At 53.2% G+C, this 21,178-nt stretch carries 21 protein-coding genes and 1 tRNA gene; 9 read left to right on the top strand and 13 right to left on the bottom strand.

The features are described 5' to 3' along the window. Positions 1–213: 213 nt before the first annotated feature. Together OJ965_RS08670 and rsuA are read right to left on the bottom strand one after the other, a co-directional pair. Positions 214–1,410 (bottom strand): Bcr/CflA family multidrug efflux MFS transporter, encoded by a 1,197-nt coding sequence (locus OJ965_RS08670; protein ID WP_265138833.1) that lies wholly within the window; start codon positions 1,408–1,410, stop codon positions 214–216. Between the two features lie 50 nt (positions 1,411–1,460). Next, on the bottom strand, positions 1,461–2,180 hold the full coding sequence (gene rsuA, locus OJ965_RS08665; RefSeq protein ID WP_265138831.1) for a 16S rRNA pseudouridine(516) synthase RsuA: 720 nt from the start codon (positions 2,178–2,180) through the stop codon (positions 1,461–1,463). Positions 2,181–2,335: 155 nt separating this feature from the next. Between rsuA and radD the strand changes: the two genes are divergently transcribed. Then, positions 2,336–4,090, top strand: coding sequence for a DNA repair helicase RadD (radD, locus tag OJ965_RS08660; RefSeq protein WP_009089113.1), 1,755 nt, complete (start codon positions 2,336–2,338; stop codon positions 4,088–4,090). 153 nt (positions 4,091–4,243) lie between these two features. After that, entirely contained in the window at positions 4,244–4,528 is a 285-nt protein-coding gene (gene rplY, locus OJ965_RS08655) for a 50S ribosomal protein L25 (protein ID WP_009089112.1), read from the top strand. Positions 4,529–4,646: 118 nt separating this feature from the next. Here rplY and yejK read toward each other — a convergent pair whose 3' ends face one another. After that, positions 4,647–5,651, bottom strand: coding sequence for a nucleoid-associated protein YejK (gene yejK, locus OJ965_RS08650; protein WP_009089109.1), 1,005 nt, complete (start codon positions 5,649–5,651; stop codon positions 4,647–4,649). A 158-nt stretch (positions 5,652–5,809) separates the two neighbouring features. Here yejK and OJ965_RS08645 point away from each other — a divergent pair, with 158 nt between their 5' ends. The 3 genes from OJ965_RS08645 (at position 5,810) to OJ965_RS08635 (ending at position 7,964) form a co-directional block, all read left to right on the top strand. Continuing rightward, positions 5,810–6,037 carry a YejL family protein gene (locus OJ965_RS08645; protein ID WP_009089108.1) on the top strand — a complete coding sequence of 76 codons (228 nt, stop codon included), beginning with the start codon at positions 5,810–5,812 and terminating at the stop codon, positions 6,035–6,037. Positions 6,038–6,059: 22 nt separating this feature from the next. Next, positions 6,060–7,814: an LPS biosynthesis-modulating metalloenzyme YejM gene (yejM, locus tag OJ965_RS08640; protein ID WP_058956728.1), complete on the top strand. Its 1,755-nt coding sequence runs from the start codon at positions 6,060–6,062 to the stop codon at positions 7,812–7,814. A 73-nt stretch (positions 7,815–7,887) separates the two neighbouring features. Continuing rightward, positions 7,888–7,964 (top strand) — tRNA-Pro (locus OJ965_RS08635). 647 nt (positions 7,965–8,611) lie between these two features. Here the strand turns inward: OJ965_RS08635 and OJ965_RS08630 are convergent. From OJ965_RS08630 to OJ965_RS08605, 6 genes are all read right to left on the bottom strand, one after another. Then, positions 8,612–9,103, bottom strand: a complete 492-nt coding sequence (locus OJ965_RS08630; RefSeq protein WP_265138826.1) for a hypothetical protein — start codon at positions 9,101–9,103, stop codon at positions 8,612–8,614. Positions 9,104–9,135: 32 nt separating this feature from the next. Next, on the bottom strand, positions 9,136–9,552 hold the full coding sequence (locus OJ965_RS08625) for a hypothetical protein (protein ID WP_265138824.1): 417 nt from the start codon (positions 9,550–9,552) through the stop codon (positions 9,136–9,138). Positions 9,553–9,772: 220 nt separating this feature from the next. Then, positions 9,773–9,979, bottom strand: a complete 207-nt coding sequence (locus tag OJ965_RS08620; RefSeq protein ID WP_265138822.1) for a recombinase family protein — start codon at positions 9,977–9,979, stop codon at positions 9,773–9,775. Between the two features lie 117 nt (positions 9,980–10,096). After that, positions 10,097–11,029 carry a hypothetical protein gene (locus OJ965_RS08615; RefSeq protein WP_265138820.1) on the bottom strand — a complete coding sequence of 311 codons (933 nt, stop codon included), beginning with the start codon at positions 11,027–11,029 and terminating at the stop codon, positions 10,097–10,099. A 1,190-nt stretch (positions 11,030–12,219) separates the two neighbouring features. After that, entirely contained in the window at positions 12,220–12,858 is a 639-nt protein-coding gene (locus OJ965_RS08610) for a hypothetical protein (protein ID WP_265138818.1), read from the bottom strand. A gap of 61 nt (positions 12,859–12,919) precedes the next feature. Next, entirely contained in the window at positions 12,920–13,882 is a 963-nt protein-coding gene (locus tag OJ965_RS08605) for a tyrosine-type recombinase/integrase (RefSeq protein WP_265138816.1), read from the bottom strand. Between the two features lie 555 nt (positions 13,883–14,437). Between OJ965_RS08605 and OJ965_RS08595 the strand changes: the two genes are divergently transcribed. Both OJ965_RS08595 and OJ965_RS08590 read left to right on the top strand, forming a co-directional pair. Beyond that, positions 14,438–14,641 carry a hypothetical protein gene (locus tag OJ965_RS08595; protein WP_009089095.1) on the top strand — a complete coding sequence of 68 codons (204 nt, stop codon included), beginning with the start codon at positions 14,438–14,440 and terminating at the stop codon, positions 14,639–14,641. Between the two features lie 71 nt (positions 14,642–14,712). Then, positions 14,713–15,429 carry a 4'-phosphopantetheinyl transferase family protein gene (locus tag OJ965_RS08590; RefSeq protein ID WP_265138812.1) on the top strand — a complete coding sequence of 239 codons (717 nt, stop codon included), beginning with the start codon at positions 14,713–14,715 and terminating at the stop codon, positions 15,427–15,429. Positions 15,430–15,585: 156 nt separating this feature from the next. Here the strand turns inward: OJ965_RS08590 and OJ965_RS08585 are convergent, their stop codons facing one another. From OJ965_RS08585 to apbE, 3 genes are all read right to left on the bottom strand, one after another. Beyond that, positions 15,586–17,238, bottom strand: coding sequence for a multidrug ABC transporter permease/ATP-binding protein (locus OJ965_RS08585; protein ID WP_167428765.1), 1,653 nt, complete (start codon positions 17,236–17,238; stop codon positions 15,586–15,588). Between the two features lie 96 nt (positions 17,239–17,334). After that, positions 17,335–17,976 (bottom strand): DNA oxidative demethylase AlkB, encoded by a 642-nt coding sequence (gene alkB, locus OJ965_RS08580; protein ID WP_009089090.1) that lies wholly within the window; start codon positions 17,974–17,976, stop codon positions 17,335–17,337. After that, positions 17,976–19,025, bottom strand: coding sequence for an FAD:protein FMN transferase ApbE (gene apbE / locus OJ965_RS08575; protein WP_009089088.1), 1,050 nt, complete (start codon positions 19,023–19,025; stop codon positions 17,976–17,978). The genes alkB and apbE overlap by 1 nt, the downstream gene beginning before the upstream one ends. 171 nt (positions 19,026–19,196) lie before the next feature. On the opposite strand from apbE, the gene OJ965_RS08570 reads away from it, so the two are divergent. Both OJ965_RS08570 and OJ965_RS08565 read left to right on the top strand, forming a co-directional pair. Continuing rightward, complete coding sequence (locus tag OJ965_RS08570) at positions 19,197–19,307, top strand: hypothetical protein (protein WP_009089087.1); 111 nt, start codon at positions 19,197–19,199, stop codon at positions 19,305–19,307. A 152-nt stretch (positions 19,308–19,459) separates the two neighbouring features. Continuing rightward, positions 19,460–19,651: a hypothetical protein gene (locus OJ965_RS08565; RefSeq protein ID WP_265138807.1), complete on the top strand. Its 192-nt coding sequence runs from the start codon at positions 19,460–19,462 to the stop codon at positions 19,649–19,651. A gap of 17 nt (positions 19,652–19,668) precedes the next feature. Here OJ965_RS08565 and ompC read toward each other — a convergent pair whose 3' ends face one another. Beyond that, complete coding sequence (ompC, locus tag OJ965_RS08560) at positions 19,669–20,787, bottom strand: porin OmpC (RefSeq protein ID WP_009089083.1); 1,119 nt, start codon at positions 20,785–20,787, stop codon at positions 19,669–19,671. Positions 20,788–21,178 lie beyond the last annotated feature (391 nt).

Genomic DNA, 21,178 nt, shown 5'->3' with positions numbered 1-21,178 from the left:
CTGAGTCCGGACGAGTGTTAATCGTCTGCCCGCGCGCATTTTTTGCGACTCGCATCGCACTTCTGGCTATATGTACCGCGTTCACACGCCGTTAACAATCATTTTAGACGCAATATGATTACTTTTTTAGCTAAAGATTTTCACAATAAAGAAACATAACCAGAAAGGCGGCTAACAGAGCCAGCGGTAACGGGGAAAAACTCCTGCGCCCGGCTAGCGGGACGCAGGATGGGGACGTGACGCGTAGAAAAAGAGCAGCAGGGAAATCGTCGCGCACAGCGCGATGGTGCCCACCATCGGCCAGGCGCTGTTGAAACTCATCAGCGACAGTAGCGCCCCAACAAAAGCCCCGACGCCAAAACGCAGGGTGCCCGCCAGAGAGGAGGCCGTGCCCGCCATATGCGGGAACACATCCAGGATCACCGCCATCGCATTGGATGAGACGATCGATACACAGCCGATAAACAGTGCGACACCCAGCACCAGCGGCAAAAAGCCCAGGTCAAAGGCGCTGACCAGCAGCAGCCAGATCCCCATAGAGAACTGGATCAGCAACCCCAGCCGGAACATCGCGACCGGGCCAAAGCGACGCACAGCCCTGCTGTTAATCAGGGTCAGCACGAAGAGAAACACCACGTTAAGGCCAAAGTAGTAGCCGAAGTTTTGCGGCGAAACGTGATTCAGTTCGATATAAACAAAGGGACCGGCGTTAAGAAAGGTGAAGAGTCCGGCAAAGGAAAAGCCGCTCGCCAGCATATAACTGAAGGCCCGTTTGTGACGAAACAGCGTGACGAAATTACCCAGCGTGGTGCGCAGATGGAACCGCTGGCGCTGCTCCGGCTTCAGGGTTTCGCGGATCTGCGTGGTCACCAGCAGTGTGGTGACTAATGCCGCGCCCGACAGCGCCCAGAAGATGGCGTGCCAGCTCCAGAGCACCAGCAGCCAGCCGCCGATAATCGGCGCCAGCAGCGGCGCAATGGTGGTGATCAGCATCACGAAGGACATCATGCGCGAAAAGTCCTCTTTCGAGTAACTGTCGCGCATCAGGGCGTTGATCACCACGCTGGCGGCCGCAGCCGACAGCCCATGCAGAAAGCGCATGGTAATCAGCTGATCAATACTTTGTGACAACGCACAGGCAGCGGCGGCGCAGGCAAAGATCAGCGTGCCAAGCGCAATCACCGGCTTGCGGCCGTAGCTGTCCGCCAGCGGCCCATAGATGAGCTGCCCGATCGCGAACCCCAGAATGTAGAGATTCAGCGACATCTGCACGCTACCCGCCGACACGCCAAACTCACGCGCAATCTGCGGCATGGCAGGCAGATACATGTCGATCGACAATGGCATCAGCATGGCTAACAGACCGAGGATGACGACCAGACCTGTTGGCGAATTCTTTTCCTTACGCACACCTTCTCCTGCCCTGTGGGACTGGCACGGGCTGCTGGCAGCCCGGCCGCTTATTTAGCCTGTAACTCTTTTGGCAGACCAATACTGGCGATCTCTTCTTCCGTCAGCGGCCGGTATTCGCCCGGTTCCAGATCGGCGTCCAGCACGATGTCGCCAATGCGCTCACGATGCAGCTCAACCACCCGATTGCCCACCGCCGCAAACATCCGTTTCACCTGGTGATAACGCCCTTCGCTCAGGGTCAGCAGCACTTCGGTCGACGTGATCACCTCCAGCTGTGCCGGTTTGGTCAGGCTCTTCTCATTGTGCAGCTGTACGCCCGCCGTAAACTGCGCGGCCGTATCGTCACTGACCGGCGATTCCAGTGTGACGCGATAGGTTTTCTCGCAGTGATGACGCGGCGAGGTAATCCGGTGTGACCACTGACCATCATCCGTCATCAGCACCAGTCCGGTCGTGTCAATATCGAGACGCCCTGCTGCGTGCAGTTTGAAAGACATCGGCTCTTCGAGGAAATAGAGGATGGTGGGATGATCGGGATCGTCGGTTGAGCAGACGTAACCCTGTGGTTTGTTCAGCATAAAGTAGCGTGGACCGGTGAGCATCTGCAGCACGTTGCCGTCATAGGCGACTTCGTGGTCGGGCAGCAGTTTGAACGCGGTATCGCGCACGATCTCCCCGTTCACGGTGACACGCTGGCCGCGGATTTCGCGATGAGCGATGGCGCGGCTGATTTCCAGTTGCTGAGAGATGAATTTGTCGAGTCGCATGAATTCGTTTTGCCTGTTACTGCGGAGGGAATCTGAAACGGCCTAGTTAACCGTTGAAAATGTGCGGGAAGTATAACGTGATCTGCGTCCGCCTGACAGCGCGTTTACCGGACTTTCATGGCATAATTGCCGCCAGTTTTGCAAAAGTGAGCGCCATGTCTTTTACCTTACGCCCCTATCAGCAGGATGCGGTTAATGCCACCGTTGCGCATTTCCGTCGTCATCAGGAACCTGCCGTGATCGTACTGCCCACCGGTGCCGGGAAGAGCCTGGTGATCGCCGAGCTGGCACGGCTGGCACGTGGCCGGGTGCTGGTGCTGGCGCACGTCAAAGAGCTGGTGGCACAGAACCACAGCAAATATGAAGCGTACGGGCTGGAGGCGGACATCTTTGCCGCCGGACTGCAGCGCAAAGAGAGTCAGCGCAAAGTGGTATTTGGCAGCGTGCAGTCCATCGCGCGTAACCTCGAACAGTTCGACAGCGCCTTTTCACTGGTGATTGTCGACGAGTGCCATCGCATCGGCGATGACAAAGAGAGCCAGTATCAGCAGATCTTCAGTCATCTGCGCCAGCACAATCCTCAGCTCCGTTTACTCGGCCTGACCGCCACGCCGTTCCGGCTGGGCAAAGGCTGGATCTATCAGTTTCATTATCACGGCATGGTGCGGGGCGACGAGAAATCACTGTTCCGCGACTGCATCTATGAACTGCCGCTGCGTTACATGATCAAGCATCAGTTCCTGGTGCCGCCGGAGCGGCTGGATATGCCGGTGGTACAGTATGACTTCAGCCGCCTGACGGCGCAGTCGAACGGCCTGTTCAGCGAAGCCGATCTGAATCGCGAACTGAAACAGCAGCAGCGCGTGACGCCCCATATCATCCGTCAGATTGTGGAGTTCGCTGAGGATCGGCTGGGGGTGATGATTTTCGCTTCCACCGTGGATCATGCGCGTGAAATCCTGCAGCTGCTGCCCGAAAACAGCGCGCTGGTCTCCGCCGAAACGCCCGCCCGCGAGCGTGATGCCCTGATCCTGGCGTTTAAAGCGCAGCAGCTGAAATTCCTGGTGAACGTAGCGGTACTGACTACCGGCTTTGATGCGCCGCACGTAGACCTGATTGCGATACTGCGCCCGACCGAGTCGGTCAGCCTCTATCAGCAAATCGTCGGCCGCGGCCTGCGGCTCTCGCCCGGTAAGCGCGACTGCCTGATCCTCGATTATGCCGGTAATCCCCACGACCTCTTTACGCCGGAAGTCGGCGCGCCGAAAGGGGCCAGCGACAATCAGCCGGTGCAGGTTTTCTGCCCCGCCTGCGGCTTTGCTAACACCTTCTGGGGCAAGGCGACCGAAGATGGCATGGTCATCGAACATTTTGGCCGGCGCTGCCAGGGGGTGCTGGAAGATGATGAGGGAGAACGCGAACAGTGCGACTATCGCTTCCGCTTTAAGAGCTGTCCCGACTGCGGCGCGGAAAATGATATCGCCGCCCGGCGCTGTCACCAGTGCGATAAAGTGCTGGTCGATCCCGACGATATGCTCAAAGCGGCACTGAAACTCAAGGATGCACTGGTGCTGCGCTGTGGCGGCATGACGCTGGAACAGGGATCGGATGCCAAAGGTGAGTGGCTCAAAGCGACCTACCATGACGAGGATGGCACCAGCGTCAGCGAGCGTTTCCGGCTGCAGACGCCCGCGCAGCGGAAAGCGTTTGAGCAACTCTTTATGCGTCCGCATCAGCGCGCACCCGGTGTACCGCTTGGCTGGCAGACCGCCGCCGACGTGCTGGCGCTGCAGCCGCTGTTGCGCCATCCCGATTTTGTGGTGGCCAGGGCCAAAGGCCAGTTCTGGCAGATCCGTGAAAAGATGTTTGATTATCAGGGCCGCTACCGCCGCGCGAATGAGCTGCGCTGACGCGAATGCACCGCTGGCAGGCGGCTATATCGTTTGCTCCTGGCAGGGATAACCGCTATACTGCCGCCCGCTTTTGCATGTGCATCAGCGGAATTGAATAACCTGCCTGTTACTGGGTCGCCTGTAGCAGGAATTAAATAAAGAGACGTATTAATGTTCACTATCAATGCAGTAGAACGTAAAGAGCAGGGTAAGGGTGCGAGCCGCCGCCTGCGTACAGCAAACCGTTTCCCGGCCATCATCTACGGTGGTTCTGAAGCGGCTGTTGCCATCGATCTGGATCACGACTCCGTAATGAACCTGCAGGCAAAACCAGGTTTCTACGAAGAAGTGCTGACCCTGGTTGTTGACGGTAAAGAAACCAAAGTGAAAGTTCAGGCTGTTCAGCGTCACCCGTTCAAGCCAAAACTGTTTCACATCGACTTCGTTCGCGCGTAATCGCGAGCCTTGTTGAACGTAGAAGGGCCGGTTGCGAAACCGGCCCTTTTATTTTGTCTGTCGCTGCCAAAGGTTATTGCCGCGCAGCGTCAAAAAAGCCGGGCTGAGCCCGGCTTTTTTATTTGCTGCTGGTGCGGCGCTGTAGCTGGTCACGCAGATTGGGTGGCGTGCCTTTGATTGTCAGGGTGTCCGTTGCCGGGTCCCAGAAAATACGCTCGCCCAGTAACATGGCGTCGAAGTTCAGGGTCAGTCCCCCGCCGCTGCCGGCAAACTTCGTCAGCTGGCGCAGCGTGCTGCGATCCGCCGGGAAGCTCTCCTCAAGTTCGTAGCCCTGCTCCTGGGTAAAGGCCTGAAAGGTTTTTTCACCCACCGGTGGCAGTTCGCCTGACAGATCTTCCAGCGCAATCTCTTCGCCCGCCTGCAGCTGCTCGTTGCAGTAGCTGTAGACCTGCTGGCGATAATTCTGCCGCTCCTGCTTATCCAGCCCGGATTCGTTGCAGTAGTCATCCACCGCCTGCAACAGTCCCCGGTTCTGCGCCTTGGTGTCTAATCCCACTTCAGCACCGAGGAAGTCCATGAAGAAGTCAGCCACTTTGCGTCCGACGCGGCCGCGCAGGAAGGTCAGATAGCGGGTCGATTCCGGGTTGGTTTCCCATTCGGTTAAATCGATGCGCGCGACGATATCCGCATGGTTGATGTCGAGATAGTGGGTGCTGCTGATATCCATCTGCTCGTTGACGCGCATGCTGGACTGGCTGTTCAGCACGGCGATCAGCAGATAGTCTACGGCCAGATAGCGGTAGTGAATAAACAGCACCACGCCGCTTTCGGCGAACGGATATTTCGCCAGTTCGTCACGCAGACGGCCGGTGGCGGCACGGCTAAAGGCGAGAAAATCATCGTTGCCCTTACGACAATTACGCAGCGCTTCTGCCAGTTCACTCTCTGCATTAAACAGGCCGTAGGCTTTGCTTTTTGCGCTGTAAACCCGGTGTAACTCCTCCACCATCGCGTTAACCGTGTTGGTGGCAGGCAGCAGCGAATCGCGCAGCGCCAGCTCAAGCTGGTTTTCATCGCGTTTGATCAACTGATGCAGGGCAATCTGGTCGATATCCAGACTCATGGTAGACTCTCCTTTTAGCTCAGGCGCGTATTCAAACACCGCCGGCATCGGCTTTCAACTCCATACGTAAAGCGGACGCGGTACTTTCGATAAAATTGCGGAAAAAAGTACGCTGTTCCGGTACTATATCGCCTTTTGAAATGAGCTCAGACGACCTTATGCCACAATCATCCCGTTACAGCGACGAACGCGTGGAACAACTCCTCGCGGAAATGGCCCAAATCCTGCAGAAGGATAAGGCCCCCACAGACCTCTCCCTGATGGTCCTGGGCAATATGGTGACCAACCTGATTAACAGCGATGTTGCCCCGGCGCAGCGTCGCTCTCTGGCCCGATCTTTCGCCGATGCCCTGCAGGCGTCAGTGCGTGACGACAACGCTCACTAATTGGCTGATTTGATTTCATAATATGGTAACCAACCGGCAGCGCTACCGCGAAAAAGTCTCCCAGATGATTAGCTGGGGGCACTGGTTTGCTCTGTTTAATATCTTATTCGCGCTGATTTTAGGCAGTCGCTACCTGTTGGTCGCCGACTGGCCTTCTTCACTGGCGGGGCGTATCTACGCCTATACCAGCTGGGTAGGCCACTTCAGTTTTATCGTTTTTGCCGCCTATCTGCTGATCATCTTCCCGCTGACGTTTGTGGTGATGTCGCAACGGCTGATGCGGGTAGTGTCCGCAGTGGTCGCCACCGCGGGTCTGACGCTGGTCATGGTCGACAGCGCGGTGTTCAGCCGCTTCCACCTTCACCTGAACCCGGTGGTGTGGGAGCTGGTGATTAACCCCGATCAGAGCGAGATGGCGCGCGACTGGCAGCTGATGTTTATCAGCGTGCCGCTGATTTTCCTGGTCGAGATGCTGTTTGCGACCTGGAGCTGGCAGAAACTGCGCAGCCTGAATCGCCGTTCATTTGGTAAGCCGCTCGCGGCCCTGTTTATCAGCGCCTTCTTTGCCAGCCACCTGATGTATATCTGGGCTGATGCCAACTTCTATCGTCCGATAACCATGCAGCGCGCTAACCTGCCGCTCTCCTATCCGATGACCGCCCGCCGTTTCCTGGAGCGTCACGGTCTGCTGGATGCGCAGGAATATCAGCGTCGCCTGGTTCAGCAGGGCGACCCGGAAGCGCTGGCGGTGGAATATCCGCTGAGCGACATTACCTTCCGCGATGGCGGTACACGCAATAACCTGCTGGTGCTGACCGTGGATGGCCTGAATAACGCCACGATGGCCAGTGCGCTGCCGCAACTCAATCAGTTTGCCAGCGAAAACGTGCGTTTCACGCAGCACTACAGCGCCGGAGATACCCCGGAGAAAGGGTTGTTTGGCCTCTTCTACGGCATCTCCTCCAGCTACATGAACGGCATTCTGGCATCCCGGACGCCGTCTGCCCTGCTGGGCGCGCTGAGCACGCAGGGTTATCAGTTTGGCCTGTTCTCCTCTGAGGGCTTTAATCCGCCACTCTACCGACAGGCGCTGCTGACCGACTATTCACTGCCGGCGATGACCAGCCAGCCGAACGCCAGCACCGTCGCGCAATGGCAGAACTGGCTGGAGAAGCAGACAGGTTCCCAGGCCCCCTGGTTCTCCTGGATCGCGCTGAACGGCCCTGACGTCACCGGCGACAGTGCCAAAGCCCGTCAGCGCAGTTATCTGCGTCAGGCACCCGCCGTCGATCAGCAGATTCATGCCGTTCTGAGCAGCCTGCAGGCGCGTGATTTGCTGAAGAACACAGTGGTGGTGATCACCGCGCAGCGCGGTCTGGCGCTGGAGGGTAACCCTGACAGCGCAGGCAATCGCCAGACATTGCAGGTGCCATTAGTGATTCACTGGCCTGATACGCCCGCGCAGACCGTTGATCGTCTCTCCGATCATCAGGATGTGATGACGACGCTGATGCAGCGCCTGCTGCATGTGCGAACCAATCCGGTGAACTATTCGCAGGGTGAAGATCTGTTTGCTGCACGTCGTCGCCATGACTGGGTGGCCAGCAGCGAAGAGAACAAGCTGGTGATCACCACGCCGCAGGTGACGCTGGTGCTCAACAACAACGGCAGCTATCGCGCTTATGATGCCGCGGGCAATGCGCTGAAAGATCACAAGCCGGAACTGACGTTGCTGTTGCAGGTATTAACTGAGGAGAAGCGATTTATCGCTAACTGATTAATTATCAGGCAAATAGTCAGCTGGTGTCTTGCATTCATGCCGATAACCAGTAGACTAATCCTCCAGTGTTCGGCACGTAGCGCAGCCTGGTAGCGCACGGTCATGGGGTGTCCGGGGTCGGAGGTTCAAATCCTCTCGTGCCGACCAAATTACTCTAATAGGTCAAAGGGTTAATCGAAAGGTTAGCCCTTTTACTTTATGGTCTTTTCTGCACATGTGCAATCCCCCTTTGTGTACACACTTCCCTTTTCCTTCCCATGACAGTACGGAATATCGCTGTGCTCTATTCCTACGCTCCAGCAACTGACGTTGCTTTCGCTACGCTGCTCCCAGGCTGCGCTACGTGCCTTTATCTTTGACGCATTTCATGCACGCTATGACGCAATACACATGACGCATTGTGAACGCATAGGGATAAATGATTGATTGTTATGTCCCTACCCCTGTCTATCTAAGACACATATCAGGGAATCAGAGGGGATGGAATGTTGTGTGAGAGGGAGAGATAGGAAGCTGGCTGGTTTTCTGGAAAAGGAAGCTACAGGAGGGGTAAAGGGGGGCTACCGGGGGTTGCTACTATACGAACTGCACCTCGTAAATTTCCCACAAAAATTGTGATGTTTCAGGGGGTGAATATAGGGGTATACAGACGGGAAAGCAGAAGCCCCGGCAAGGGGGCATCCAATAGGTAAGGCATCACTGCCCGTTTAGGAGGGGGAAGCATGGAAGTATCGGGGCTACATGAGGATAGTGGGGAGGGAGTGCGTAGGAGGATTATTGCCACTTCTAATTATCTAATAAAAATTCTCGTCTGTAGCCCACTCTAAGCGGTCTTCCCACTCTTCGTGATAACAAAACGGGCAAGATACAATGTATCCCTCAAGATGAGGAATGAGAGTGTCTCTACGAAACAGGAAAGGGGTGTTACACCCTCCGCATTTTACATTCCTGTTGCGTTGTCTGAGGCGTTCCAGCTTCTCTGGAGAGGATTCGGCCAGCCCCACATCAATAGTGTTACGCAGATAGCGAGCATCATTGAACACTCCTGACACAAGATGAACAGGGAATCCTTCCAGCTTTACATCCCGCACCCGATAGACAGAGTTACGCTTATCTATAACAAGCCCTTTGTATGCGAATGTCATAGCGCCGTTATGGGCGTTAAATCCTTTACAGTCCCCCTGCTCCTCTTCCGAATAGCATTCCTCTAGACGTGCTTTAGCATGGGAGCGATTACGCATGTTAGCTGCTTGTTGTCTGCTTCCCATATCAAAGTATTTGTTCATCCCCTTTCACCTCCTATCTCAGTGAATACTTATTACTTCTTGCCATAATTGCGGAAGAAATCGATAGCAGCCTGATTGGTGTTTGTAGCTTTAGAGCGCATGTTCTGCATGAACTGGGCCTGAGCATTAGCCACATTAACGTCGCTCTGCTCAAGCTCTTTCAGTTGAGGAGGGATGTAGGTGTTAGCTACAGCGTTAGCACGGAGGCGCTTCATATACTCTGCCCGTTGAGCGGTGTTCATTGAGAAATAGGAGCCTTCAGGGAGAGCTGTTTCCTGCTCCTTCTGCTTAGCTACCTGTCGTAAATAAGCCGCTCCTGCCTCTTCTGCTGAGCATCCAGATTCAGCCATCAATTGCTGCATGAATGTTTCTACATCTGCTCCTGAAGCGTCTTGAGAGGTCTGAGGGGTATCAAACAATGATAGAGTGTTATCAAATAAGCTGGTCATAGTATTTCCTTAATTAGTGATGTTGGCTGGAGAAGGAGAGCGACGGTATTTATTATTCTTAATATGCTCAGTCCAGCTAAAAGCGTTACGGAAAGAATCTTCTACATGCTCAGTCCAATAGGCTGCATGTCTTGCACGTTCAGCGTTAAACGCATCACGGGCTGCTTTAGAATATCGGGCCATGTGTATTGCCTCTTCTTATTATAATTGTCAGTCTGTATTAGAGAGTTTTCATTTCTAAACGCTTCAGCGTCTTCTTAACAGAATCAACAGTCCAGTGAGTGCCCCAGCGGCTTAACACGCCACGAGTATTTAACGCATTAGCTAATGCTGTGTAGCCATAGCCGTATTGTACTAACTCTTCAAATACTGGCTTCACTTTCTCATCAAAGATTGCTGTCTTGCTCTTACGGATATCTTCGTACATGTGTAGACCTTTAATTGTTATAATTAGGGATGGCCATACAGAATGAGATGGCCTATTAGAATGATTAATTTAATTAAGAATGACGTTAGCAGAAGTGCCATCCATAGCGGGATTTCTCTATTCCACATATCTCTTTATTTCATAAATCCATTTCTGAGAGTTACTCTTCTCAGGATTAACAACAGCGGTTACAGGCAATACCTTTTTACGCATCACATACTTACTATCAGTTTCATAAGGCTCATAAGGAAACTCAGCGTCTAATTGGTCATAAGCCTCTTTAGAATCTTCACTCAGCGGTTTGCCTAAGATGCGTTGCATCATACGCCCTGACTGTTCAGTTACACGCTGTAGATAGTCATTGATAGCCTGTATGTTTCCAGCCCTTGCTAAAGCCCTGATTGTTCGCTTATCACCTTCGGTAAATTCAACAGGGCAAAGCAGCGCATTGATGGCTCCCTGAGATCGTTCATACGCTACGCTGTCAGCGTTAAACTGAAAGGCTGAGGAATCATTCAGGTTAAGCGTGCCACGCTCCTGATGCATATCAATGCGTTTAATCAGGTGGTCAGCAGCTTCAAGAATTTGCTGACAATAGCGTTTACCAGGTGCTTTCTCCCCTTTGATGATGCGCCGCTTACCAAGAGTTTCCTGCACCCCTTTCGTTGAAAGCTCTTCAGAACGCATTACATGCACAAGCTGTTTAATAGGAATACGGGTATTACCTGTGCTGGCAGTGCTTGCTGAATAAACCAAATCATCCAGCACATCAATCATGTTGCTACTTCCCGTGTCTTCTCTGTATTGAACGTTAGAGAAGAAAGAGGCGTAAGGATTAGAAACCTGCTTAGGCTTAGGCCCTGTCTTGGGTTTATCTAATAGCGAGGTAGTTATTACAGAGTCTCCAAACATATCTTCCAGAACATCTATCACAGCCTTGCTGACGTCATAGTCAGCAGGGAGAGTGTTCAGTGATTCATTCAGGATTTCACCTGTAGCTTTATCAATGGCGAACATCATGCCATCTACTTTAATCCATTCAATTTTCATTATTATTGTTATCCTTGAAAGGGTGGTTTATTTCGGCGGTAGTTATTAAAAGCTAATAGCGAGGTAGTTATTAAGAGATTCTATAACTCTCTTATCTATCTATAATCTGATGCATGTCATGGGCATTTCCTGCGGAGCCTGCCCATGTGGGGAAGGTCAACAGAATGCCTACGGCGTTACGCTGGGAACTCATTCAGCTAGCAATGGGCTAGCTTCACTTCGTTCAGAACAGACAGGGCTTTGTCAGGAGCATAGCGAAGCCGGGGGGCTGAGATAGCTTCCTGCGTGCCTTTGGCCTGCACGGCCTGAGTGCGTTGCTCTCTTTCTATCTGTGATTAGGGTTAATAGATAATAGATAATAGATAATAGAAAGTAATCAATAATTATATAATTAACTACTTATACCTTATATTGTGTCCTTTTTTCAGAAAAAGTAACGGATTTTCTTCATACAGACACCATAAAAATAATGCCTTCATAATTAGTATTATCGGGAAACTGGGAAAAAGTAACAAAATTTCTTCACCCATAACGCTAACACTATGATTTACAATGAAAGAAATTTAGAGGGAATTTATAAAAGAGCCTGCACCTGTAAAGGTGCGTTAAAGGAAGGCTAACTATTCATGATAGCATTTCTGCTTACACCCTAAGGAGAGAGATATATACCCACAGAACGGCCTTAAACGCATCAGGAGAAGAGATAAGGTAAAAGGCAGGGAAATACACAGGGGCTTAATAAGCACGCTTAGGGTGGCTCCTATTAAGTAATTTAAAATACGCTACGATATGAGAGGGAGACGCTAGGAATCTTGCTCCACCTTCACGTATTTTAAGTTTGTCTCGTAAACCACACGGGGAGGTTATCCCGCAAATTGTGCTCCAGATACACCGCCTGGCTACGTTAACTAGTTAGCCCTGTACTTACAGCGGGGACGCTGGCACACCCCGGCTTTTTGGAGGCTGCGCAATCCCTACAGGGGCGTGCTTTCAATGACATAACAGCCATGTATTGAGTAAAGCATGAGAAATCCTAGCATCTCTCAAGCCTTACTAATCATCTAACTGCCTGGGTCACATACTCACCCTTTGCGTTTCCGTCAGGCTAACTACTTAACCATCTGACGACGGTATTCCTTTATAGAGATAAGGTTGTCAATAAAAAATCATAACGAAGATATTCATCCATTTCATTTTTTACTTACTATCTCGGTTAATGTTGTATACCCCTGCCATGAACTAGCAATTGAATTATCCAGGGTGGATATGTGGCGCATAAATCCTGACATTTCAGCATCAAACTCTTGAGCGGTTTGAATTCCTTTTGGGGCTGTTTCTTCCTTATAATTAAAATCTATATCCTTAGTGCTATCCCCATGTCTTATAATAAATATCGCCATACAGAAGTAAGCCATCTCTGCCAGCAAGAGTACTTCTGCATATGAGTTTGGCACATCCGCGTCAAAATACCACTTTTTTAAGTCAGCAGGAGAGTTAACTTTACCGCCACCATTAACCTTCAACTCTTCTCTGTAACCGTGAGCAAGTACTTTATTGCGAAAATCCCTTATCCCACCCCACTTATGAAGCCTTGACAGAGCTGGCTCACAGATCTTTCGAGTTAACACTACTTCTGGATTAGTAGCACATAAAGCGTTTAGCCTTGCCCACTCTTCCTGAAAAGAATATAAGTCAATAAGCATCTTATTTTGAAGTAAAAACTTAACATCATCATCATTAATATATCTCTTAAAGGTTTTAAGAGCAGGTTCAAAAGTATTCTTTAAAGCTGACAACACAAAAACTGACTCTTGAATAGGAGTTAACATGGCGCGTCCCCTGTACTTAGATAACGCACCATATTAATCTAGCAATAACAATTCATCAAATTTATCCCATCAAATCAGCCACACTGCTTGCCTTAATGTGGCTGTATCTGGCTAACATGCTAATGCTCTTATGCCCGGAGATACATTGAAGCTGTATTGTATTCAGCCCCTTCTCAGCGTATCTGGTGATAGCTGTATGCCTCAGTGAATGAAAGCATACACCATGCACATAGCTGAGCCTTGCAGCTCTTCTGAAGGCCTGTGTAACAGCATAGGGAGTGAGCGTAAACAGCCTGCTATTAACCTCCCTCCCCTCACATAATTCCTTTAAGAGCGTTACAGCGTTAGAAGAGAGAGGAACATCACGCCCTTCTCCATTCTTAGTCTGTTCATCTGACAGATGGATAACACGCTTCTTAAAATCCACCATTGAAGGGGTGATAGCTAATAGCTCATTCCTTCGCATAGCTGTCTCCCATGCAAGCATGATGATAGCTTTAGCCTTCTCACTGGCACGCTCCAGAATCATCCTGTATTCATTCTCTTCTACTATCTTGCTTCTAGGCTTACCAGCATTAGGGAGCTTTACAGGCTTCACTACATCGCTACAAGCTACGCCCTTCTCAGTGTTAGCCCATCTGAGGAATCGGGAAAGGAGTTGCATTTCCAAGCGTACAGTTGAACCACTCACTTCTTTAATGCGTGCCTGTCTGTAAGCTACAGCATCCTCACTGGTGAGGGATTCCAGCGTCTTACCATTAAGGATCTTCCCTACAGTGTTCAACTTGAACTTAGCAGATTCATAGCCTCCCCTTTGCTTCCCATTTCTGGTCATCACTTCTTCAAGGTAGATGGCCTTGAGAGATTCAATAGTGTTGGCCTCTTTCTTAATGTCCCGCTCTTGTTCAATAGCCCATTGCTCTACTTCCTCTCTGGTGGAACGTGTAGCAGTCTTAGTGGGATAGCCCTTAATCCTCACCTGTGCATTCCACTTACCAGAAGGAAGCTGTCTTACTGTAGCCATGTGCAATATTTCCTATGTGCATCATGACCTATCTTATTGAGTATGCTAACTATTCCATGCCTTAACAGGTCATGGGGTGTCCGGGGTCGGAGGTTCAAATCCTCTCGTGCCGACCAAATTACTCTAAAAGCAGCCTCATCGGCTGCTTTTTTCGTTTCTGCTGTCAAATCCCCCTTTCCTCGCGTCCCCGCCAATCCGATCTATACTTAACAGCCTGTGGGTAACAAGAGGAGAGTTTATGACCTTTATTGAAAAAGACGATCCAACAGAAGCACCTGAGTCAGGCGATAAGCAACCTTCCCCGCCAGACCAGAAGTAACCCACCAGGGCCGCGCGTGACGCGGCCTTTCTCTGACAGCGTAGTTCCTGTTCGTATATTCAGATTAATCCTGTCAGCCGTTAATATTATCTCTGCAATCAGCCAGTTATGGCTTGCAGCAGAGATGGATCCGCCTCACAGAAATTACCTCTCGCTACGCTTTTTCATCAAACTGAAACAAAAATGTCACAGAAACGCCTTACCCTGAATTCCCCTGAAACTGACGGATAATGTGTATGGCGATTAAAGCAAAGAGCCTGAAAGATGCAGAAACGTTATTGCACTCAGGCATCAGCAAAGTGGAACTGGCGTATGACATCGGCAGCGACGATTTCTTTCGCCTGGCAAGCCACTGGTGCGACCGCGGCGCGCGTATCAGCAAAGGTCATCACCATTTTGTTGTTTCTCTGAAGAGTTTTGCCATCCCGCCCAACGACTGATCCCGGCAGGCTGCTTGCCCTGTTTGCATGCACCTGATTTAATGCCGTTTTGGCATCCATCATGGTTCCGCATGCGCTATCCCGACCTGCCGCTGCCGCCTGTTGCAGGCGGCTTTATTCTCTCCTCGCATCTGAGCCACAGCGATCCGCTGCTGGCGGTGAGTCACTTTAATCTGCACGCTTACGATGAGGCACTGGCTGCTGCCTGGGGCATCACGCTGCCTGCCCGCCTGCAACAGGCTGTCCGCAAACGTCGTGCCGAATATCTGGCCAGCCGGATGCTGGTGAGGTCGGTCATGGCAGAGCTGGGCATCCCTGACTTTATCCTGAACAATGCCCCCGATCGCTCTCCCTGCTGGCCAGCGGGTATTCAGGCGTCGCTGTCACACAGTGCGGGCGTTGTGGTCGTCGCGGCAACGCGTCAGTCCTGCACTGTCGGGGTCGATGTTGAACAGATCATGCCGGAGACAACGGCAAACGACATGGCCGGGCTGCTGATGAATGCGCAGGAGCAGCAACTGCTGCGGTCGCTGCCGGTCAGCTTCAGTGCCGCCGCGACCCTGCTGTTCTCCCTGAAAGAGAGTGTTTACAAGGCACTCTGGCCTCAACTGCATCAGCCGATGGACTTTCTTCAGGCGGCGCTGGTGTCGGTGGATTGTGCCCGACAGCGCGCCACGCTGCGGCTGACTCAGCACTTCAGTGAGCGATTTCCGGCGGGCACATTATTACAGGCGACATTTTTGTGGCGGGAGAATCTGGTGATAACGCAGGTGGTGCATCCGGTTTAAAAAACCGGCTAAACAACGCAGCTTAGCCGGGGGTAAACACAGACGAAAGAAGAAGTTTCAGGATCGCAGAAACCGCTGTTTCTGCTGTCCGCTACAGTAACCGCTTTCAGGCGCGGCCTGCCAATACGCTTTTTTGCTAAGTTTTGCCATCTGTCGCTAAAGGCCGGTGTCGGTGCGTTTTACCGAGTCGAGCGTGGCGAGGTCGCGCTCATTACCGGTCAGCTCGGTTAACTGCCCTTCGCGCATCTCCAGCAGCCGGTCAGCGTGAATGAAATAGTGATCGTCATGGCTGATGGCAAATACCGTTTTGCCCGCCTCCTGCAGCCACGGCAGCAGCTCACGATAGAAGATGCGACGGAAATGGGGGTCCTGATCGGCCGCCCACTCATCCAGCAGCAGCACATCCCGCTCTTCTGCCACCGCCAGCAGCAGTGCCAGGCGCTTGCTCTGTCCTTTGGACAGCCGGAGGTTCAGCACCTTATTACCGGCAAGTTTCAGCTTATCCTGCATCTTCAGCCTCTCCAGCCACTGCTGAACCAGCGCCGGATTAGCCGGAACCCCCTCCCGCCCGATAAGCCGATCAAACAGGTGCAGATCGGTAAAGACCGCCGAGAACTGACTGCGCCAGCGATCGAGTTCATCTGCCGTGATCGGCTGGCCATCCAGCAGCAGCGTGCCGGACTGCGGCTGATAAAGCCCGGTCAGCAGCATCGCCAGCGTCGATTTCCCGCTGCCGTTACCGCCAATCAGAAAGACCAGCTCTCCCCGGCGCAGCGTCAGGTTGATCGGCCCGACCTTAAAGCCGTTGTCGCCGTAGTGGAAGGAGACATCACGTAACTCCAGCGTCTGCCACGCCGCGGTGGCGGCTGGCGCGTGGAAGCCGGCCTGATAAGGAGCGAGATCGAAGGCGTTAAGCTTACGGAACGCCACCTGCGCGCTGAGCAGCGTAGGCAGCGCGCCGACCGCCGAGAGCAGCGGCGTGCGCAGAAACAGCAGCGTCAGGGAAAAAGTCGCGGCGACGGCCGTGTCAGCCCAGCCCAGGCTGTTGGCCATAAAAAAGACGATGCCGATAGCGCCTAAGGTCATGATGTTCGACCAGTTAACCGCACTGAGATGATAGGTGTCGGCCCGCACAATATGATGACGCCAGGCGCGGGCATCTTCCTGATAAACCGTGTCGTAGACCTGCTGAGCGCGTGACCGGTTAAGCTGCAGCTCTTTACGCCCCTCTATCACCGTCTGGTAATCGCGATAGAGGCTATCTTCGATGTCCCGCAGCTTCGCCATATGCTGATAGACCCGCGAGACCAGCAGCCAGCCACCCACCAGCGTGACCGCCATCCAGAGACTGGTCACCAGTAACATCTCCGGCGAGAGCCAGGCGAGATAGATCGCCGAACCGAGGGTAATGATGACGCCCTGAAACAGCTCCGGCAGCCGCACAAAGGCCAGCGTAATGGCGCGCACATCGCTGGTCAGCCCCGCCAGCAGCTGGGCACTGCCGAGTTGCTCAATGCGCTCGACCCGGGTGTCGAGAATACGTTTGATAAATTCACCGCGCAGCCGCCAGACAAACTGATGGCCGAGCGTCGTCAGCGCCAGCTGCGAGGCGAGCGTGACCGCCATCAGCACCACCAGCTGCAACAGGAACTGCGGCAGTACCGCAAAAGAGGTGTTAATGGCGACAATCATTTCGCGGTTGATGAAGGCGATCATCCCGATACCCAGCACTGCGCTTAACAGCGTCAGGGCAATCACCCCAATGAAAGGCCAGCGGAACTGGCGAAAAACAACGTGTAGCAACGTCATGCAGGCAATCCAGCAGTCAAAAAACAGCCTGCAGTGTAATGGGATGCGGAATGATAGCAATAGTTATTCTCACCAGGCCGTCCCACGCCTCAGGGCTCAGAAGGCGCGGCGGAACGTGAGGTTATAACGCCAGGCGCCCACCAGCGGATGCACGCCGGGCTTGAGCGGCAGGATACCGTGATAACGCAGGCGTGACGGCCCGCCCCACACCACAATGTCGCCATGTTCCAGCAGCACCCGCTGAGTAGCGTCGCCCCGCTCAAAGCCGCCAAACTGAAACACGGCCGGTAGCCCCAGCGACACGGAGACAATGGGCTGGCGCATATCTTTTTCATCTTTGTCCTGATGCAGCGTCAGCTTTGCGCCCGGTTCATAGCGATTAAGTAAACAGGCATCCGGATTGAAGCCGGGAAAGCCCGCTTCAAGGGCGGCCTGTTGCGCCAGGGTGCGAAACAGGGGCGGCATCGGGGGCCAGCGGCGGCCATTAAGATTGTCCTGCTGCTCATACTGATAGCCGCGCGAATCCACCGACCAGCCAAAGTCGCCGCAGTTGGTCATCGCGACCGACATGCGGTGCCCGCCGGGCGTAATGCGATGGGCAAACGGATTCTGTTCTGCAATCGCCATCACCTGCTGATACAGCGTTTCTGCATCCTCACGTGCGCGGCGGCGCAGGATCACGGCGCCTTCTGCCAGCGGCTCCTGCCAGGGTTGCTCTTCACTAAAGAGATCTAACATCAGGGTTCTCCGGTCGTTTCAGCGGGGATCAGGAAAGCAGCAAACTGCGGCGACATCCAGCTGACAAATTTATCGCCCTGTTTGCTGATCAGATAGACCGCCAGATGCTGTTCGAGTGCCAGCGCTTTGGCTTTCTCCGTGCCGAGTACCATCAGGCCCGTATCCCAGCCATCCGCTTCCAGCGCCGTGGTGGCAATCACCGTGGCGGAAACCAGCTTATGCTCAATAGGCCGTCCGGTAACGGGATCGATGACATGAGAAATCCGTTTGCCGTCCAGTTCATAATAGTTGCGATAGCTGCCGGAGGTGCTGATGCCGTGGCCCTGCAGATCCACGCGCGCCTGAACGGCATTCTCGCGGTCAGTAGGTTTCTGGATCGCCACCCGCCAGGGCTGCTGCTGCGCATTCAGCCCGCGGCTCAGCACCGCGCCGCCCACCGACACCAGATAGTTGTTGATGCCGAGCTGCTCCATCAGTCGCGCCAGATGATCGGTCGCAAAGCCCTCGCCGACGGTTGAGAGGTCAACATAGAGCCCCGGCAGATCTTTCTGCAGCCACTGCCCCCCGGCGCCCTGCACCACCCGCAGATGCTGCAGACCGGTCTCCGCACGGGCGGCCGCGATCTGTGCAGCATCGGGGGTGTGGACGGGCTGTTTCGTCGGGCCGAAGCCCCACAGATTGACCAGCGGGCCGACGGTGATATCCATCGCGCCACCGGTTTTACGGCCAATCCGCAGTGCGGTGGTGACAATGTCTGCCATGTTTTCACTCACCGGCTGCGGTGTGAGATCGCGGCTTTGGTTAAAGCGTGACAGCGCGGAGTCCGGCTTCCACGTCGAGAGTTCCGCATCGTCAGCATCCAGCCGCTGCTGAATACGCTGCTGCAGTTCCGCCTTGCGCGCCTGATCGACACCCGCCAGGCTCACCCGCCAGACGGTTCCCATTGTTTTCCCTTCCAGCACCAGCGCCGGTTCAGCCGCAGGTTTATCACAGGCCACTAATGACAGTGCCAGCACTGCTGTAAGTAGCAGATTAGTCTGATAACGCATCCTTCCTCACTTGTAACACTTTATTCCGACCTGCTACAAAGCATAAACTTCGGGTAAAGACGCTTAAAGAGAGTTGAATCTCTCTGTTAAGCCCCTCAAACTTGACCCGTCATCTACCCTCTGCCCGCCTTTAATCAGGCGATCGACATTCATTTAATAAAGGAGCAGCAGATGATCTATCTGATTCTCGCCATTGCCCTGGGGCTGTTTGTTTTCAGCACCTATAAAGTTCTGCATCAGCGTCGTCATCGCCACATGCTCCCTTCCCGGCCGCGCCATTAACAGGCTGCACTGCACCGGCGTGGGGCAACCTGCTCCCGTCGGGCGCAGCAAGTGTATCAAAGCAGGCGTAAAGTCTGTGGCTGTGAGAGCGGTTAAGCTGGCATGAATTCTGCACTGTTGAAACAGTGTTTATCTCTGATGAGAGGTGCAGAATGAAAAATTCCGGATGGCAGGCAGCCTGGCAGCACTGGCTGAGCTTTTCAGCTTTCACCCTGGCGGGTGTGGCCTTTAAAGGTGCGCGATTTGGCAGCGTGGTATCGCCAGAAACCACGGTGGCGGAACCGGCAAAATGGCGCAAGGCTGACGCGGTCAGCCCGCAGGGTCACGCAGGAGCGCAGCGGTAACTGCGCTCCCTGTTGACTCAGAACTGGTAAACCAGACCCAGTGCCACCACGTCGTCGGTATTGATACCGGCTGCGTCGGTGAAGTCGTTGTCGTCCAGCAAATTGATCTGGTAATCAACATAGGTGGACATGTTTTTGTTGAAGTAGTAGGTCGCACCGACATCAACATATTTTTTCAGGTTCTGTTTGCCCCAGTTCTGCACGTCGGTGCCGCGTGAGGTCACGTAGGCCAGAGAAGGACGCAGGCCAAAGTCGAACTGATACTGGGCAACCAGTTCCCAGTTGTCCGCTTTATCGGCATAACCGTAGGCTGAAGAGCTGTCACTGCTGTCGCCGAAGCGGGTGGCGTTGTAAGAGCGTGAGTACATGGCCGCCAGGTAGACGTTGTTGGCATCATATTTCAGACCACCGGTGTAAACTTCCGCCTTATCACCCCGTCCCAGGATACCCTCTGATCCGCCATTCTGGCGGTTCGTGCGATCGGACTGGAATGCGGCTGCACCGATACCGAAACCTGAGCCCAGATCATAGGTGGTGCTCAGACCCCAGCCGTCACCATTCTCACCCAGCACGTCGCGGCCACCAGCCGACTCGGTGTTGTTATCATTTTTGCCCTGATACTGAACCGCAAAGTTCCAGCCATCCACCAGACCAAAGAAGTTATTGTTACGGTAGGTCGCCATGCCATTGCCGCGCTGGAACATGAAGTTATCAGCGCCATAGGTATCCCCGCCGAACTCTGGCAGCACGTCGGTCCATGCGCCGATATCGTAGGCGACACCGTAGTTACGGCCGTAGTCGAATGAACCGGCATCACCAAACTTCAGTCCGGCAAAGCCCACGCGGGTATAGCTGTCGGCGGTGCCTTCAGCCTCGGAGTTGTTCAGCGCAGCCTGATATTCCCACTGACCATAACCGGTCAGCTCGTTGCTGATCTCCGTTTCACCTTTGAAGCCAAAACGAACGTATGACTGGTCACCGTCAGAGCCGTCGTTGTCAGAGAAGTAGTGCAGACCGTCAACCTTACCGAACAGATCCAGTTTGTTGCCGTCTTTGTTATAAATTTCAGCTGCGTTTGCTGATCCTGCTGCTGCCAGCAATGCAGGGATCACCAGGGAGAGAACGCGACGTTTCATTTTATTACCCTCTGTTATGTGCCTTTATAATTTGCCACTGCTAACTGAATGTTTAAAATTCAGCCGTCAGGCCATTGTTCTTTTATAACAGGTAATAATCCACCTGGAAAATGCTACTAAATTTCCAAAAGTGTTACACAAGTCGAAACAGTTATTTCATAATGTAAATTTCGGGGAACTAATAACCAGCACAGATCGATAAAAATTGCCGCACGAATCGCTAAACCCATTCAGATTCTTTGGTTATCAATGAGTTATTTCAGATCATTCCGAAGCACTGAATGATAAAACTTATGACGCATCTGAGAATAGAATAGTTCCCGCTATCATCATTTATTCCATTATTACCTTCATTCTCCCCGAATGAGATGTACAACTTATTATTTCCCGC

Origin of the sequence: Pantoea anthophila (assembly GCF_026104315.1) — a bacterium.
GTDB lineage: Bacteria > Pseudomonadota > Gammaproteobacteria > Enterobacterales > Enterobacteriaceae > Pantoea > Pantoea anthophila.
This window is presented reverse-complemented; position numbering and strand designations above follow the sequence as displayed.